Source organism: Blastococcus capsensis (assembly GCF_030165005.1).
GTDB lineage: Bacteria > Actinomycetota > Actinomycetes > Mycobacteriales > Geodermatophilaceae > Blastococcus > Blastococcus capsensis.
Window position 1 is genome coordinate 37,558 of record NZ_JASNNW010000018.1, and the last position, 16,422, is coordinate 53,979.

Sequence of the window (16,422 nt, forward strand, 5' to 3'; positions counted from 1 at the left end):
AGGCGGGGAGCCCGCGCGATCGGCCGGGGCGCGTGCCGGCGCTCCGTACGATGCAGGGGTGTCAGCGGCGAGGACCTACCGGGTGCGCACCTACGGGTGCCAGATGAACGTGCACGACTCCGAGCGCCTGTCCGGCCTGCTCGAGGACGCCGGCTACACCGCCGCCGCGGAGGGCGACGACGCCGACGTCGTCGTCCTCAACACCTGCGCGGTCAGGGAGAACGCCGACAACCGGCTCTACGGCAACCTCGGCCACCTGCGGCCGGTCAAGGACGCCCACCCCGGCATGCAGATCGCCGTCGGCGGCTGCCTGGCGCAGAAGGACCGCGGCGAGATCGTCCGGCGGGCTCCGTGGGTGGACGTCGTCTTCGGCACGCACAACGTCGGCTCGCTGCCGGCGCTGCTGGACCGGGCCCGGCACAACGCCGATGCGCAGGTCGAGATCGTCGAGTCCCTCGAGGTCTTCCCCTCGACGTTGCCGGCCAAGCGGGACTCGGCCTACTCCGGCTGGGTGTCGATCAGCGTCGGCTGCAACAACACCTGCACGTTCTGCATCGTCCCGGCGCTGCGCGGCAAGGAGAAGGACCGCCGGCCGGGCGAGATCCTGGCCGAGGTGCAGGCGCTGGTCGACCAGGGCGTGCTCGAGGTGACCCTGCTCGGTCAGAACGTGAACGCCTACGGCGTGGAGTTCCGCGACCGCGGTGCCTTCGCAGACCTGCTGCGCGCCGCCGGCCGGATCGAGGGGCTGGAGCGGATCCGCTTCACCAGCCCGCATCCGCGCGAGTTCACCGACGACGTGATCGAGGCGATGGCCGAGACCCCGGCGGTCTGCCACCAGCTGCACATGCCGCTGCAGAGCGGTTCGGACGACGTGCTCCGCCGGATGCGCCGCGGCTACCGGCAGGACCGGTACCTCGGCATCATCGACCGGGTGCGCGCCGCCATGCCGGATGCGGCCATCACCACCGACATCATCGTGGGCTTCCCCGGCGAGACCGAGGAGGACTTCGAGCAGACCCTCGAGGTCGTCCGGCAGTCCCGGTTCGCCAGCGCCTTCACCTTCCAGTACTCCAAGCGCCCCGGGACCCCGGCCGCCGAGATGGCGGGTCAGCTGCCCAAGGACGTCGTCCAGGAGCGGTACCTGCGGCTGACCGCGCTGCAGGACCAGATCAGCTGGGACGAGAACCGGAAGCTGGTCGGCCGGAAGGTCGAACTGCTGGTTGCGGCGGGGGAGGGCAGCAAGGACGCCCAGCGCGGACGGCTCTCCGGACGCGGCCGCGACGGCCGGCTCGTTCACTTTCGGGCGGGCGGGGGAGTCGGAGCCGACGGCGTGCGGCCCGGCGACGTCGTCGAGACCGTGATCACCGAGGTGGCGCCGCACCACCTGGTCGCCGACGGCGCGCTGCTGTCGCACCGGCGCACCCGCGCCGGCGACGCGAGCGAGGCGGGCATTCGGCCGACGACCCCGGGGGTCTCGCTGGGCATGCCGCGGATCGGCGTCCCCGAGCCGCTGCCGGTCCTCACCAGCGGCTGCTGAACCACGGCATAGGAGGCTATGCATACGGAATTGCGCGGCAAACCGTATGCATAGCTTCCTATGCCTTGGGGGGCTAGCGGCGGGCGGACTTCTCCGCCTCGGCCAGCCACTCCCGCCGGGTGGCGAGGTTCGCCGTGGCCTCGCCGATCCGGCGCTGGTCGCCGGCGGCCTCCGCCTTGGCCAGCTGCTCCTCGGCCTTGGTGACGGCGGCCCGCATCGAGGTGACCATCGGGTTCTCCGGCGCGGTGCGCACCCGGCCGGCGTCGGCGGCGCCGCGCACCTTCTGCTCGACGGCCTGCATGCGGTCCTCCAGCGACCGCATGGACCCGCGCGGCACGTGGCCAATCGCGTCGTAGCGCTCCTGGATCTTGCGCAGCGCGTTCTGCGCGCCGCGGAGGTCCTTCGACGGGTCGAGCTGTTCGGCCTCGGCCAGCAGTTCCTCCTTGGCCCGCTGGTTCGCTTCCTGGTCGGCGTCGCGCGCCTTGTCCTGCTCGGCGCGGGCGGCGAAGAACGCGTCCTGGGCGGCGCGGAACTCCTTCCACAGGTCGTCGTCGCCGTCCCGGCCGGTGCGGGGCACGGCCTTCCAGCGGTCCATCAGCGAACGCATGGCGGCGCTGGTCGGACCCCAGTCGGTGGACGTCGACAGCTGCTGCGCCTCCTTGATCAGCTCCTGCTTGGCGGCGCGGGCCTCACCGCGCTGCGCGTCCAGCTGCGCGAAGTGGGTGCCGCGGCGCCGGCCGAAGGCGTCGCGGGCGGCCGCGAAGCGGGACCACAGCGCCTCGTCGGTCTTCCGGTCGATACCGCGGATCGTCTTCCACTCCTCGACGATCGCCTTGAGGCGGTCGCCGGCGGCCTTCCACGCCGTCGACTCGGCGGCGATCTGCTCCGCCTCGGTGGCCAGCGCCTCCTTGCGGGCGACCTGGGCCGCGCGCGCGGCGGCCTTCTCGGCGCGGAACTCCGCGTTCGCGGCCTCGGCGGTCTCGACCATGGCCCGCGCCCGGGCGGCGAGCCCTTCGAGGTCACCGACGGCGGCGGCGGAGGGAACGGACCCCGCCAGCTCCTGCGCCTTCTTCTTGATCTCGGCCGGGTTGCCGGTGTGCGCCTTGAGCCGGGCCTCCAGCAGCGACACCTCGGTGGCGAGGTCGTCGTACCGGCGGCCGTAGTGGGCCAGCCCGGCCTCGGCGTCACCGGCCTGCCACGAACCCACCTCGCGCTCGCCGTCGGGGGTGCGCACGTACACGGTGCCCTCGTCGTCGACCCGTCCCCACTGCGCGGGGTCGCTGACCACGAGGGCGGCGGGCGGCGCGGGGACGGGCGCCGGCGACACCGGCGCCGCGGTTCCCGGTGCACCCTCCGTGGGGTCGGCGAGGGCCGCCTCCCCGGGGGTCGGCGCCGCCGGCGTGCCGGCCGCGGGGGTCACCGCGTCCGAACTGCCGGAAGGCTGCGCCGCCTCGGGGGCGGTGGTCTCGGGGGTCTCCGCAATCGGCGGAGCGGCCTGCTGCACCCCGTTGCCGGGGTCGTCCGTGCTCGACACGTCCCGCAGTGTTCCACGTCGCATCGGCGACACTGCTGCGGTGACCATCGTCCCCGGCGGCCTCCCGGTCCGGACGGCGCGCCCGTCGGCCGCCGTCGCGTTCTGCCCGTGCCCGCCACTGCTGCTCCCGGCGGTGGAGGGGCGGCCGGCGCCGGAGACCCAGGCCCTGCGCGCGGCCTGCGCCGAGGCGGTCACCGAGCTGCTCACGGCGGCTTCCGAGGTGGTGGTCGTCGTCGGCCCGGGCGCCGCCCCCGGCGAGCGGTACGGGCCCGGGGACGGCGGCGACCTGCGCGGCCACGGCGTTGACCTGGAGTTGGGCTTCGACGGGCGGGTGCGCCCCGGTGGCCGCCGGCTGCCGCTCGCGCACACGGTCGGTGCCTGGCTGCTGGACGAGGCGTCGTTCGCCGGAACCCGGATCGGCGTGGGTCCGGCCGACCTCGGCCAGCTGCTGCGGGATCTGCCCGCACCCGTCGGCGTCCTGGCGATGGGTGACGGCTCGGCCCGCCGGAGCGTGAAGGCGCCCGGGTACCTCGACCCCGCGGCCGAGCCCTTCGACGCCGTGGTGAGCGCTGCCCTGGCCGCGGGCGATGCCGCGGCACTGGCCGGGCTGGACGCCGTGGAGGGCGACCGGCTGCTCGCCGCCGGCGTGCTCACCTGGCGGGCGGTCGGTGCCGCGTTCACCGGCCGGCACGTCACCGCTCGGCTGCGGCACGACGCCGCGCCGCTCGGCGTGGCCTACCCGGTGGCCGAGTGGATCGTGGCGTGAGCGGACAGGGGCGTGAGCATCGCAGCGAGGCGGCCGTCGACAGGGAGGGAGCATCGCAGCGAGGGACGAGCGAGGAGCGGACCGACCGCGGAGACGGCCGGGACCTCGGAGCGAGGAGCGGAGCGGCCCGCGGGAGCGAACCGGTGGAGACGAGCGCGCCGCCGGTCGTCGCCGTCGTCGGGCCGACCGCCACGGGCAAGACGGCGCTGGCGGTGACCCTGGCGCAGCGGCTGGGCGGGGAGGTCGTCAACGCCGACTCCATGCAGCTCTACCGCGGCATGGACATCGGCACCGCCAAGCCCGGCCTCGACGAGCGCGGTGGCGTGCCGCACCACCTGTTGGACCTGTGGCACGTCCAGCAGCCGGCGTCGGTGGCGGAGTACCGGGAGCGGGCCCGCGCCGAGATCGACCGGCTGCGGGCCGCCGGGGTGGTGCCCTTCCTGGTCGGCGGCTCCGGGCTCTACGTCCGCGCCGTGCTCGACGAGCTGGACTTCCCGGGGACCGACCCGGCGCTGCGCGCCCGTCTCGAGGACGAACTGGTCGCCGTCGGCCCTGCGGAGCTGCACGCCCGGCTGGCGGCCCTCGACCCGGCCGCGGCCGCGGCCGTGCTCCCCAGCAACGGACGGCGGATCGTGCGGGCGCTGGAGGTCATCGAGCTCACCGGCGGCCCGTTCCGGGCCCAGCTGCCCGCGCCCGCCCCGCACTACCCGGCCGTCGTCATCGGCGTGGACCGCCAGCCGGCCGAGCTCGACGCGCGGATCGCGGCGCGGGTCGACCGGATGTGGGCCGCCGGGTTCGTCGACGAGGTGGCGGCGCTGGCCGCGGACGGGCTGCGGGAGGGCCCGACGGCGTCCCGGGCGCTCGGCTACGCCCAGGTGCTCGCCCAGCTGGACGGCACGCTGACTGCCGAGGAGGCGCGGGAACGGACGGTCACGACCACCCGGCGCTTCGTCCGGCGGCAGCGGTCGTGGTTCCGCCGCGACGCCGCCATGACCTGGTTCGACGCCGCCCGCGCCGACCTGGCCGACGCGGTCCTGGGCGAGATCACCGGCCGTACGATCGGGGCGTGACCACCTTCCCGCGCGTGCTGAAAGGGCACGGCACCGAGAACGACTTCGTGGTGCTGCCCGACCCCGACGGCACGGTCTGGGCGGGGGACCGGCTCGACCCGGCCACCGTCCGCCGGCTGTGCGAGCGCCGCGCGGGGCTGGGTGGCGACGGCGTCCTCCGGCTGGTGCCCAGCGCCCACGTGCCGGACGCGACCCAGGTGCTGGGGAAGGATCTCGACCGCTGCGAGTGGTTCATGGACCACCGCAATGCCGACGGCTCCTACGCGGAGATGTGCGGCAACGGCATCCGGCTGTTCCTGCACGCGCTGATCGCCGAGGGCCTGCTGGACCGGGACGCCTGCGCGGACGGCGTGCTCGTGGGCACCCGTGGCGGTCCCCGGCGGGTGGGCGCCGCCGCGGACGGCGGCTACTGGGTGGACATGGGGCCGGCCCGCGAGTTCGGCCGCGGCGCCGCCGAGCTGGACGGGCGGAGCTTCGCGGGGCTGGCCGTATCGATGGGCAACCCCCACCTGGCCGCGCTCACCGACGTCGACGTCGACATCCTCGACCTGACCCGGGCGCCGCGCTTCGACGCCGACCTCTTCCCCGAGGGGGTCAACGTGGAGATCGTGAACGTGCTCGAACCCGGTGCGCACATCCGGTTGCGGGTCTTCGAGCGCGGGGTGGGGGAGACCCGGTCGTGCGGAACCGGCGCCTGCGCCGCGGCGTACACCGCGCTGCGGTCCGAGGGCGCACGCGAGGGCACCGTCGTCGTCGACGTCCCCGGGGGCCGCCTGTCGGTGCAGGTGACCCCGGGGACGACGATCCTCAGCGGGCCGGCGGTCCTGGTGTCCACCGGCACGCTGTGCCCGGAGTGGCTCGCCGGCTGAACCCGCTCAGGGGTGGTCGGGTGTGCCAGCCTCGCTCTGCCCGTGGCGCGGAACGGGATGCACCGGCGCGGTGCCGGTGTTGTACCCGGCGATGACAACTCAGGTGCCTTCCCTGCAGGACCGTGCCACGCTGGGCACGATGACGACCGCCCCCGACGCCCTGCCGTTCGACGAGCAGACCGAGCCCGATCCCCGCCGCACGCCCGCCGCGCAGCGGGACGAGACCGACGACACCACCGGCTCCTACGCCCTGGAGGCGCGTGGCGCGCTCCGCCGCGTCGCGGGGCTCTCCACCGAACTCGCCGACGTCACCGAGGTCGAGTACCGCCAGCTGCGACTCGAGCGCGTCGTGCTCGTCGGGGTCTGGACCGAGGGCACCCAGGCCGATGCGGACCGTTCGCTCGCCGAGCTCGCCGCCCTGGCCGAGACCGCCGGCTCCGAGGTGCTGGAGGCGGTCAGCCAGCGCCGCGACAAGCCCGACGCGGCCACCTACGTGGGCTCGGGCAAGGCCAACGAGATCCGCGACATCGTCGCGGCGAGCGGCGCCGACACCGTCATCTGCGACGGTGAGCTCACCCCCGGCCAGCTCAACCAGCTGGAGAAGGTCCTCAAGGTGAAGGTCGTCGACCGGACGGCGCTGATCCTGGACATCTTCGCCCAGCACGCCACCAGCCGGGAGGGCAAGGCCCAGGTCGAGCTGGCCCAGATGCAGTACATGCTGCCGCGCCTGCGCGGCTGGGGTGAGTCGCTCTCCCGACAGGCCGGTGGTCGCGTCGCCGGCGGTGGCGGTATCGGTACCCGTGGCCCCGGTGAGACGAAGATCGAGACCGACCGGCGGCGGATCCGCGCCCGGGTGAGCAAGCTCCGCCGGGAGATCACCGGCATGGCGACGGCGCGGGCCACCCAGCGGTCCAGCCGGGGCCGCAACGCGGTGCCGAGCGTGGCGATCGCCGGCTACACCAATGCGGGCAAGTCCAGCCTGCTCAACCAGCTCACGGGTGCCGGGGTGCTGGTGGAGAACGCGCTGTTCGCGACCCTCGACCCGACGGTGCGCCGGGCGCAGTCACCGGACGGCCGGGAGTACACGCTGACCGACACGGTCGGCTTCGTGCGCCACCTGCCGCACCAGCTCGTGGACGCGTTCCGCTCCACGCTGGAGGAGGTGGCCGCCGCCGATCTGCTGGTGCACGTCGTCGACGGCTCCGACCCCGACCCGCTCGGCCAGATCGACGCCGTCCGGATCGTGCTGTCGGAGATCGACGCGGCCGCGGTCCCCGAGCTCATCGTCGTCAACAAGGTCGACGCGATGACCGAGGAGGACATCCTCACCCTCCGCCAGGCCCTGCCCGGCGCGGTCTGGGTGTCGGCCCGCACCGGAGCCGGGATGGAGACCCTGCGCCGGATGATCGCCGAGCGCCTGCCGCACCCCGACGTGGAGGTCGACGTGCTCGTCCCCTACGAGCGGGGTGACCTCGTGGCCCGGGTCCACCGGGACGGCGAGGTCCTCGCCGAGCAGCACGAGGGCAGCGGGACCCGGCTGACCGCGCGGGTGGACGGCGCGCTCGCGGCGGCGCTCGAGGAGTTCGCGGTTCCGGTCGGCTGAGGTGCCCGGCCCGGTCGGCCGGATCACGATCCGGTCACGGGCCGGTACGGTGACGGCGTGACCAGGGGAGCGGTGCGGGAGACCGGTCTGCCCGGCTCCCCGCCGGTCGTCTCGGTGGGCCGCCCCCCGTGGTGGCTGCTCGTCGTGGCGACGCTGGTCGGTGGTCTGGTCACCGCCGACCTGCTGGCCCGCGGGGCCCTGGAGCGGCTGGACCTGCGGCTGTCGGAGATCGTGAGCGACTGGGGGCTGCAGGAGTCCGCCGCCTACCCGGTGGTCTGGCTGTTCACCCAGCTCGGTGGCCGGGTGACGATCCTCGTCGTCCTCGCCGGGCTGGTGGGGTACCTGCTGTGGCGGCGGGGGACCTGGCTGCCGATCGCCCGGGTGGTGCTGGCGGTCGCCGTCCTCACCGCCGGGGTCTATGCCCTCAAGCACGGCGTGGGCCGGACGGCGCCGGCGTTCCCGGGGTCGTACTTCTTCCATGCCGACGGCGCCTCGTTCCCCTCGGGGCACGTGGCCAACGCCGTGCTGATGTGGGGCGTCGCCCGCTGGCAGGCGGTCGAGTACGGCCTGCCGGCCGCGGCCCAGCGCACCTTCTGGTGGTTGAGCGTGGCCGGGCCCATCGGCACCGGCGTGGCGATGGTGTCGCTGGACTTCCACTGGATCACCGATGCGGTCATGGGGGCAGCCGTCGGGATTCTGCTGCTGGGCGTGGTTCACGCACTGGACGCACTGGTTCTGTCACGCTGGGTTCGTGCCCGAGCAGGCCGACCGACCGCTTAGCCACGCCCGCGCGCGTCGGCTGACCTCGGCGACCGCACTGGCCGGCGGGCTGGCGGCCGTGGTCGTCGCCGCCGACCCGGCGGCTGCGGAGCAAGCGGCCTCCGGGGCCGCCGCGCCGACCGTCCGCTGTGCCGTCACCGACGCGCGTCTCGCCGAGCTGTCCGGGCTCGTCGTCGTCGGCGAGCAGATGCTGGCGCTGAACGACGGCGGCGACCAGGTGGCCGTCTTCGGTCTCGACGGGACGTGCGCGGTGGCCGACGTGCAGACGGCTCCGGTCGATCCCTACGACCCCGAGGACCTCGCCGTCGGAGTGGACGGCACCGTGTGGGTCGCGGACATCGGCGACAACAACAGCGATCGCGCGACCGTGGCCCTGCACGTGCTGCGGCCCGACGGCACGGCGTCGCTGCACCGGCTGACCTACCCCGACGGTGCGCACGACGCCGAAGCCCTGCTGATGGCGCCGGACGGCAGTCCCTACGTGGTGACCAAGGAGGTCCTCGGCGCCAGCGGGGTGTACCGGCCCGCCGGTGCCCTGGTCGACGGCGGCACGGTGCCGCTGGAGCGGGTCGGCAGCGTGAACGTCACGCTCACCGGTACGCCGGGCGGCCCGGTCGGCCGGGCCGGACAGCTGATGATCACCGGCGGTGCGGTCGCCGCGGACGGCAGCGCGCTGGCGCTGCGCACCTACACCGACGCCTACGTCTGGCCGCTGGAGGGCTCCGACGTCGCCGGCGCACTGGCCGCGGACCCCGTGCGTCTCCCGCTGCCGGAGTCGCCGCAGGGTGAGGCGATCAGCTTCGCCGCGGACTCGCGGGGGCTCGTGATCGCCAGTGAGGGCCTGCCCAGCGAGGTCACCGTCGTCCCGCTCCCGTCCGCGGCCGTGCCGGCGACCACCGCCCCGCCGCCCGGCGAGCCGTTGCCCACCTTCGCCGACCTCACCCGCTCGGACCGATCGCCCTTCCCGGCCGCGCTCATCGCCGCCTCGGTCGCCACCCTCGTCGTGTGGCTCGGCGGCCGGCTGCGCCGCCGGCCCTGAGGATCAGGGAGCGGACCGCCATCCCAGCTGCCGGCTGCACTCCTCGGCAGCTGCGGTGACCTGCGCCCCGTAGCCGGCCCAGAGGCGCCGGGGGAGCCGGGAAGTGGGCAGCGAGAGGCTCAACGTGGCCACGGGCATGCCCCCGCGGTCGAGGATCGCCGCCCCGACCGCGGCGATGTCCGGGTGCCGCGTGCCCACGGAGACGGCGTAGCCCTGCCGGCGCACCCGTCGTAGCTCACGGAGCACGCCCTCGGGGTCGGTGTCGGTGTGGGGGGTGAGCGCCTCCAGCGGGGCGGCGCGCAGCAGCGCGGCGGCTCGTGGCTCGGGCATGGCGGCCAGCACGGCCTTCCCGGACGCCGTCGTGTGGAGGGGGGCGCCGTTCCCGACGGAGGCATGGGTCCGGACCGGGTGGGCGCCTTCGATCTTGTCGAGCAGGACGATCCGCCGCTCCTCCGGTACCGAGAGGTGGACCGTCTCGCCGGTCGCCGCGGAGAGCCGGTGCATGGCCGGTAGCGCGACGCGGCGGATCTCCTCGTCCGCTCGGTGCCGGGAACCGATCGCCTGCGCTTTCGCGGTGAGCGACCACCGCGTCGGCTCCTCGGCACCCGCCCGGATCCAGCCCAGCTCCCCGAGGGTCAACAGCATCCGCTGGACCGTGGACTTCGGCAGCTGCATCGCCCGGGACAGGTCGCTCACGCCGACGGGCTGCTGCTCGGAGACCGCTTCCAGCACGGCCAGTGCCACGGAAACCGACCTCATGTGGTTGACGTCACCTTTCGCCGCCCCTACTGTGGCGCGCACCACAGCGTGCCATTGCACGGCAAAGCGTGCCACACAGTGGCACAGGCGGCAAGGCAGTCGGGAGATGTACGTGTCAGACCAGGTCCCCCAGGGCGCTCTCACCGGCGTGCGGGTCCTCGACCTCACCCAGGTCATGGCGGGGGCGTACTGCTCCATGCTGCTGGCCGACATGGGTGCCGACGTGATCAAGATCGAGCGGCCCGAGGGCGGGGACGACACCCGCCGGATGTCCCGCGGCCCGGACGTCGAGCACTCGCCGGCGTTCAACGCCATGAACCGCAACAAGCGCGGTATCGCCGTCGACCTGAAGGACCCACGCGGCGCGGACGTCGTCCGGCGGCTGGCCGAGGACGCCGATGTGCTCGTGGAGAACTTCCGTCCCGGCCTGCTGGACCGGTTCGGACTGGGACAGGAGGCGCTCCGGGCGGCGAACCCGGCTCTCGTCTACTGCTCCATCTCCGGATTCGGCGCCACCGGTCCGTACGCCGGTCGCGGCGGATACGACCTCATCGCCCAGGCGATGAGCGGCCTGATGAGCATGACCGGTGAGCCTGGACGGCCGCCGGCCAAGGTCGGCGTCCCCATCTGCGACCTCAACGCCGGCGTGTTCGGCGCCTACGGCGTGCTGTCGGCCTACATCCACCGGCTGAAGACGGGGGAGGGGCAGTTCGTCGACACGTCGCTGCTCGAGGCGGGGATCGCCTACACGGTCTGGGAGACGGCGATGTTCTTCAGCCTGGGGGACGTGGCCAGCCCGATGGGATCGGCGCACCGGTTGTCCGCCCCCTACGAGGCGCTGCCCACGGCCGACGGGTGGATCGCCATCGGGGCAGCCAACGACCGGAACTGGGCGCGGTTGTGCGCCGGCCTCGGGATGGAGCGGCTGCTGCAGGATCCGCGGTTCGAGAACAACCCCGCCCGGATGACGTACCGGTTCGAACTGGCCGGGGAGCTGGCGGCGACGCTGCGGCAGCGGACGACGGCCGAGTGGCTCGAGGCCCTGCACGCGGCCGGGGTGCCGAGCGGGCCGCTCTACGACATCGAGCAGGTCTACGCGGACCCGCACGTGCAGGCACGGGAGATGCTCGTCGAGACGCAGCACCCCCGCATGGGCACCGTCCGCCACATCGGCGCCCCCGTGAAGCTGTCGGGCACCCCGTCAGCCATCCGTCGCCCGGCGCCCCTGCTCGGCGAGCACAGCCGCGAGGTGCTGGCGGAGGCCGGGATGTCCGCCGCGGAGATCGAGGAACTCGTCTCCGCCGGCGTCCTGGTGACGCCTGACGACCACGCCCGCACGACCGGTGCGGCAGCCAGCCCCCTCGATTCGACGGAGGTCCCCGCGTGACCCACCTCGTCCTGTCCGGACTGACCAAGAGCTTCGGCGCCGCACCGGTGGTCGACCACGTCGATCTCTCCATCGAGGAGGGGGAGGCCGTCGTCCTGCTCGGGCCCAGCGGCTGCGGCAAGACCACCTGCCTGCGCATGATCGCCGGCTTCGAGCGCCCGGACGCAGGGGAGATCCGGCTGCGGGACAAGGTGCTGGCCGGGCCGCGCATGTTCGTCCCGCCGGAGCGCCGTCAGATGTCGGTGGTGTTCCAGAGCTACGCCCTCTGGCCGCATCTCAGCGTGCGGGAGAACGTCGGTTACGGGCCGACGACGGCGAAGGCGAGCCGTGCGGAGGTCCGGCGCCGGACCGACGAGGCGCTGGCCATGGTGCAGCTGGACGGTCTGGCCGACCGCTACGCCCACCAGCTCTCCGGTGGCCAGCAGCAGCGCGTCGCGCTGGCCCGGGCCCTGGTGAACGACCCGGCACTCCTGCTGCTGGACGAGCCGCTGTCCAACCTCGACACCCGGCTCCGGGAGGAGATGCGCTCGGAGATCAAGCGCATCCACCGCTCGCTCGGGGTGACGATGGTCTACGTCACCCACGACCAGGCCGAGGCGCTGTCGCTCGCGGACCGGCTCGTCGTCATGCACGCGGGCCGGGTGGTGCAGGTCGGCGCCCCGGAGGAGGTCTACCGGCGCCCGAGGACGAGCTTCGTCGCCCGGGCCCTCGGCGCGACGAACCTGCTGCCCGCCACCGTGTGCGGTCCGCCGTCCCCCGACGGCGTGCCCCTCCGGCTGCCCGGTGGCATCACGGTGACCGCCCCACCGCCGGCGGACGTGGCCGTGCAGGCGGGGGACGAGGTGGCCGTGTCGATCCGTCCCGTCGATCTCCGGCTCACCTCCGGGACCTCCAGCGCCGCGGGGGCCGCTCGGGTCAGCGAGGCGCTGTTCTTCGGGGACCACGTGCAGTACGCCGTCGACCTGCCCGGGCTCGCCGAGCCGCTGAAGGCGACCGGTCCCAGCCTGGGCCGCTTCGACGTCGGCCAGGACGTCGTGATCGAGGTGGACGGCACCGCGGTCGCCATCGTCGGCGATGGACCGGCGGCCTCCGTTCCCGGCGATGACGGCCACCACCCGGGGCCATCGGCCAACGCGGGCGCCTCGCCCGCCCCAGCTCCGGCCGGGCGGTCCGCCGCGTGACCGGGATCCGTCGCTCCACCGTTCGTCCACCGTCCACGCACGTCCGTCCGAGAAGAGGCACCGTGTCGATTCGTCCCACCGCCCGCCGCAGGAACGCCCTGTTCGCCGTTCCCTTGTCCGCCGTCCTTCTCGCCGGGTGCGGCAACGGCTCCGAGCCGGCCGCCGAGGGCGGTGAGGGGGTGAGCGAAGCCGCCGGCATCGAAGGCATCAGCGAGGACCTGATCGCCGCTGCCCAGGAGGAGGGTGGAGTCGTCATCTACGCCGGCGGGCACACCCGTCCGGGGGTCGAACTGCTCCAGGAGCGGATGCAGGAACTCTTCGGCATCGACGTGACCTTCACTCGCGAGGACTCCGGCTCGGTCGCCAACTCCATCTCCGCCGAACTGGCGAGCGGTTCTCTCAACGCCGACGTGGTCAGCCTCACCGATCCCGACACGCTGCAGCAGTGGGCGGACGAGGGGATCATCACCGAGCCCGAGATCCCCAACGCCGACGAGATCATCGACGGCCTGGACAACCCCGACAACCCGCAGGTGCCCTACAGCCTCGTGCCGCTCGGGATCATGTACAACGGCGCCAGCACCGACCCCGCAGACCTGCCCACCACGTGGGAGGAGTTCGCCTCCTCGACGGAGGGCACGATCGTGAGCTCCGACCCGGGGGCGTCGGGTACCGCGCTCGCGTTCTACACGACGCTCACCGGCCTCTACGGGGAGGAGTGGCTCGCGCAGCTGGCCGAACGCGACGTGATCGTCACCGACAGCAGCCTGGCCCTCGCGCAGCTGGTGCTCACCGGCGAGGCCGACATCGGTGTCCCGGCGATCGAGTCCGCGGTGCTCAGTGCGGCCGCGGAGGGCGAGCCGCTGAAGATCGCCTTCATGGAGGACGGCGTGCCGACCTTCACCAGCGAGCTGGCGATGCTGACCGACGCCCCGCGGCCCAACGCCGCGAAGCTCCTGATGCAGTACCAGCTCAGCGAGGACTTCCAGAACGCGCTGGTCGAGCTCGGCGGGCGCAGCGTGCTGGAGGGTGCTCCGCAGCCGGTGGAAGGGGCCGACCTCTCCGACGCCACGCTCCTTCCCGCCGATCTCGAGGAGATCGCTGCCCGGGGAGACCAGGTGGTGGCCCGCTTCGCCGAACTGTTCAACCGGTGAGCGCGGACGCGGTACGGGCCGGCGCCTTCGCCGGCCCGCGCGAAGGGAGCGGGCCGTGACCCTGAGCGGCCCCGCGACGTCGACGGTGCCGGGCGCCGATCCGCGCGAGCGGTCGGCGTCCGGCCCGGCCGGGGGGCCACCCCCCGGCCGGGCGCCGCGCCGACGTCGGTCGACCGGTTTCGAGCGCGCCATGCGCCTGGTGTGGGTGCTGGCGCTGCTGGCCCTGGTGGGCTACCCGATCGCGCAGGTGTTCGGGCAGAGCTTCGTGGCCGACGACGGCGGGTTGACCCTGTCGAACTACGCGTTGCTGGGCACCGAACCCCTGTTGCTCGAGGCCATCCGCAACTCGCTCTGGATCGCCTGCGGCACGGTGCTGGGCAGCCTCCTCATCGGCCTGCCGCTGGCCTGGTTCACCGTGCGCACGGACATGCCGATGCGGCGGTTCTTCCGCGGCAGCGCCGTCCTCACCTTCGCGGCACCCAGCTTCATCGCCGCGCTGGGGTGGGTGCTCCTGCTCGGGCCGCGCAACGGCGTCCTGAACACCACGCTGATGTCGATCTTCGGCCTGGAGGAGTCACCGTTCGACATCTTCACCCCGTGGGGGATCATCTTCGTCCTGTCGCTGTTCCTCTACCCGCTGGTCTTCCTGCCCGTGTCAGCGGCCCTCGAGGGCATCGACCCCGCACTGGAACAGGCCGCGGCGAGCCTCGGCGCCTCACGCTGGCGGGTGCTGCGGACGGTGACGTTCCCCGTCATCGCGCCGGCCCTGATCGCCGGCTCGATCCTGGTGTTCGTCTCCTCGGCGATCATCTTCGGCCCGGTGGCGATCCTCGGCGCACCGACCGGTTTCCAGACCATCCCGACCGTGCTGCTGAGCCTCATGCAGTTCCCGCCGCGGATCGAGGTGGCCGCGGTGATCTCCGTGCCGATCCTCGTCATCATCGCGGCGCTGCTGCTCATCCAGCGAAAGCTCGTGGGCGGCAGGAAGTTCACCGTCATCGGGGGCAAGCCGGGCCGGCAGGACGTCACGCACCTGGGAGCCGGTCGCTACCCGGCGGTGGCGTTCTGCGTGGCCGTCGTGGTGCTGAGTTTGGTCATGCCGTTCGGCATGCTGCTGGTGACGTCCTTCCGCAAGGCCCTGGGCCGTCCTCTCGGGTGGGACAACTTCACCCTGACCGGCAACTACGAAGAGGTCTTCGGCCGGCCCCTCATCGCTGCCGCCATGGGCAACAGCTTCGCGCTGGCGATCGGCGGCACCCTGCTGGCCCTGGCCGTGGCGCTGCTCGCCTCGTGGTTGGTGCACCGCACCAAGGCACGCAGCAACGCGGTGATCGTCGGTGCCATGGCCGCGCCGCTGGCCTTCCCGGGGGCGGTCCTCGGCATCGGATTGATCATCGCCTACGCCGCCCAGCCGTTCGGGCTGGGCGGGACGCTGACGATCCTGCTGATCGCCTACACGGGCAGCGCACTGCCGTTGACGTTCGCCTACGTCCACGCCGGCATGGGTCAGATCGGTGCGGAGGTGGAGGAGGCCTCCCGCAGCCTGGGCGCCTCCTGGGCGCGCACCTGGCGGCGGATCACCGTCCCGCTGCTGCGACCCTCCCTCCTGGCCGCGGGACTGCTCAACTTCGTGCTCCTCTTCAGGGAGCTCGAGATGTCGGTGTTCCTCTACACCGGCGCAAATCCGACGGTCGCCACGGTGCTCTACAACCTGGCCAGCGAGTCGCTGTACCAGCGGGTCGGCGCGCTCTCCGTGGTGATCCTCCTGATCAACATCGTGGTGACCGTGGTCGCGATGCGGCTGCTCGACCGCAAACCCGGCGAGTCCCCCCGGCGGTCCCGCCGTTCCCCGTCCGTCGCACTCAACACACCCCCGGAGGAAGCAGCATGACCGTGACCACCACCGATGTCGGTAGCGGCGTCCACCTGCGCTACGAGACCCCGCACATCGCTGTCCTCACCCTGGACAGTCCTCCCTCCAACACCTTCAGCTGGGAGAGCCGGCGGTCCTTCATGAAGGCGCTGGACATCCTGGACGCCGACGAGAACGTCCGGTGCCTGGTGATCACCGGTGAGGGCCGCGCCTTCACCGCGGGAGCACACCTGGGCGAGGACCAGTCCATGAGCGACGAGCAGCTGACCGACTACCTCGCCGAGTTCAGCCGGGTGCTCAACGGCGTGCAGAACTTCCGTGCCCCGGTCATCGCGGCCATCAACGGGGCGACGATCGGCGGTGGGTTGGAGTTCTCCCTCTGCTGCGACATCCGCATCGCGTCCACGGACGCGTTCTTCGTGGCCGCCGGCGTGAACGTGGGTCTCATCGTCAGCTTCTGGCGCCTGCCGCGCGTCATCGGGTTGGGGCCGGCCAAGGAGATCCTGCTGACCGGCGCCCGCTACACCGCCCAGCAGGCGCTCAATTGGGGACTGGTGACCGAAGTCCACGAGCCGGCCGATCTGATGCCTGCCGCGCTGGCGAAGGCGCAGCGCATCGCCACGCGCGCCCCGCTGTCGGTCGAGGTGACGAAGGCGGCCGTGACGGGGGCCTTCGAGATGGACTTCGCCCAGGGGCAGGCGCTGCAGACCAAGCGATTCCTGGAGATGTTCCGGACCGAGGACCACCAGGAGGCGCTGCGCGCGTTCTTCGAGAAGCGCGACGGGGACTACCAGCGCCGCTGACCGGTCACCGGCGTCACGCCGACGCGCATCCCACGTCGGGCACGACGATTGCTGATCGTGCCCGACG

The 16,422-nt window shown here is 73.2% G+C and carries 14 protein-coding genes; 12 read left to right on the forward strand and 2 right to left on the reverse strand.

Translation table 11 applies throughout. The annotated features are described in order from the left end of the window. Window positions 1-58 precede the first annotated feature (58 nt). The gene (gene miaB / locus QOZ86_RS15220; protein ID WP_284492824.1) at window positions 59-1,537 is read left to right on the forward strand and encodes a tRNA (N6-isopentenyl adenosine(37)-C2)-methylthiotransferase MiaB; all 1,479 of its coding nucleotides are present in this window, start codon (window positions 59-61) and stop codon (window positions 1,535-1,537) included. A 73-nt stretch (window positions 1,538-1,610) separates the two neighbouring features. Here miaB and QOZ86_RS15225 read toward each other — a convergent pair whose 3' ends face one another. Then, window positions 1,611-3,071 (reverse strand): DUF349 domain-containing protein, encoded by a 1,461-nt coding sequence (locus QOZ86_RS15225; RefSeq protein WP_284492825.1) that lies wholly within the window; start codon window positions 3,069-3,071, stop codon window positions 1,611-1,613. Window positions 3,072-3,111: 40 nt separating this feature from the next. Here QOZ86_RS15225 and QOZ86_RS15230 point away from each other — a divergent pair, with 40 nt between their 5' ends. From QOZ86_RS15230 to QOZ86_RS15255, 6 genes are all read left to right on the forward strand, one after another. After that, a complete protein-coding gene (locus tag QOZ86_RS15230) occupies window positions 3,112-3,837 on the forward strand; it encodes a class III extradiol ring-cleavage dioxygenase family protein (RefSeq protein ID WP_284492826.1) in 726 nt (241 codons plus the stop codon). Between the two features lie 143 nt (window positions 3,838-3,980). Then, entirely contained in the window at window positions 3,981-4,907 is a 927-nt protein-coding gene (gene miaA / locus QOZ86_RS15235; protein WP_284492827.1) for a tRNA (adenosine(37)-N6)-dimethylallyltransferase MiaA, read from the forward strand. Next, window positions 4,904-5,776: a diaminopimelate epimerase gene (gene dapF / locus QOZ86_RS15240; protein WP_284492828.1), complete on the forward strand. Its 873-nt coding sequence runs from the start codon at window positions 4,904-4,906 to the stop codon at window positions 5,774-5,776. The genes miaA and dapF overlap by 4 nt, the downstream gene beginning before the upstream one ends. Before the next feature lie 139 nt (window positions 5,777-5,915). Continuing rightward, the gene (hflX, locus tag QOZ86_RS15245) at window positions 5,916-7,379 is read left to right on the forward strand and encodes a GTPase HflX (protein WP_284492829.1); all 1,464 of its coding nucleotides are present in this window, start codon (window positions 5,916-5,918) and stop codon (window positions 7,377-7,379) included. 57 nt (window positions 7,380-7,436) lie between these two features. Then, window positions 7,437-8,159 carry a phosphatase PAP2 family protein gene (locus QOZ86_RS15250; protein WP_284492830.1) on the forward strand — a complete coding sequence of 241 codons (723 nt, stop codon included), beginning with the start codon at window positions 7,437-7,439 and terminating at the stop codon, window positions 8,157-8,159. Next, the gene (locus tag QOZ86_RS15255) at window positions 8,131-9,198 is read left to right on the forward strand and encodes an NHL repeat-containing protein (protein WP_284492831.1); all 1,068 of its coding nucleotides are present in this window, start codon (window positions 8,131-8,133) and stop codon (window positions 9,196-9,198) included. Before QOZ86_RS15250 ends, QOZ86_RS15255 begins: the two co-directional genes overlap by 29 nt. Window positions 9,199-9,201: 3 nt before the next feature. Here the strand turns inward: QOZ86_RS15255 and QOZ86_RS15260 are convergent, their stop codons facing one another. Then, complete coding sequence (locus QOZ86_RS15260) at window positions 9,202-9,957, reverse strand: IclR family transcriptional regulator (protein ID WP_284492832.1); 756 nt, start codon at window positions 9,955-9,957, stop codon at window positions 9,202-9,204. 106 nt (window positions 9,958-10,063) lie between these two features. On the opposite strand from QOZ86_RS15260, the gene QOZ86_RS15265 reads away from it, so the two are divergent. The 5 genes from QOZ86_RS15265 (at window position 10,064) to QOZ86_RS15285 (ending at window position 16,355) form a co-directional block, all read left to right on the forward strand. Continuing rightward, window positions 10,064-11,344, forward strand: a complete 1,281-nt coding sequence (locus tag QOZ86_RS15265; RefSeq protein ID WP_284492833.1) for a CaiB/BaiF CoA transferase family protein — start codon at window positions 10,064-10,066, stop codon at window positions 11,342-11,344. After that, window positions 11,341-12,525 carry an ABC transporter ATP-binding protein gene (locus tag QOZ86_RS15270; protein ID WP_284492834.1) on the forward strand — a complete coding sequence of 395 codons (1,185 nt, stop codon included), beginning with the start codon at window positions 11,341-11,343 and terminating at the stop codon, window positions 12,523-12,525. Before QOZ86_RS15265 ends, QOZ86_RS15270 begins: the two co-directional genes overlap by 4 nt. 62 nt (window positions 12,526-12,587) lie before the next feature. Beyond that, on the forward strand, window positions 12,588-13,679 hold the full coding sequence (locus QOZ86_RS15275) for an ABC transporter substrate-binding protein (protein WP_284492835.1): 1,092 nt from the start codon (window positions 12,588-12,590) through the stop codon (window positions 13,677-13,679). Between the two features lie 55 nt (window positions 13,680-13,734). Next, the gene (locus QOZ86_RS15280; RefSeq protein ID WP_284492836.1) at window positions 13,735-15,570 is read left to right on the forward strand and encodes an ABC transporter permease; all 1,836 of its coding nucleotides are present in this window, start codon (window positions 13,735-13,737) and stop codon (window positions 15,568-15,570) included. Further along, complete coding sequence (locus QOZ86_RS15285) at window positions 15,567-16,355, forward strand: enoyl-CoA hydratase/isomerase family protein (RefSeq protein WP_284492837.1); 789 nt, start codon at window positions 15,567-15,569, stop codon at window positions 16,353-16,355. The genes QOZ86_RS15280 and QOZ86_RS15285 overlap by 4 nt, the downstream gene beginning before the upstream one ends. Window positions 16,356-16,422: the final 67 nt, after the last annotated feature.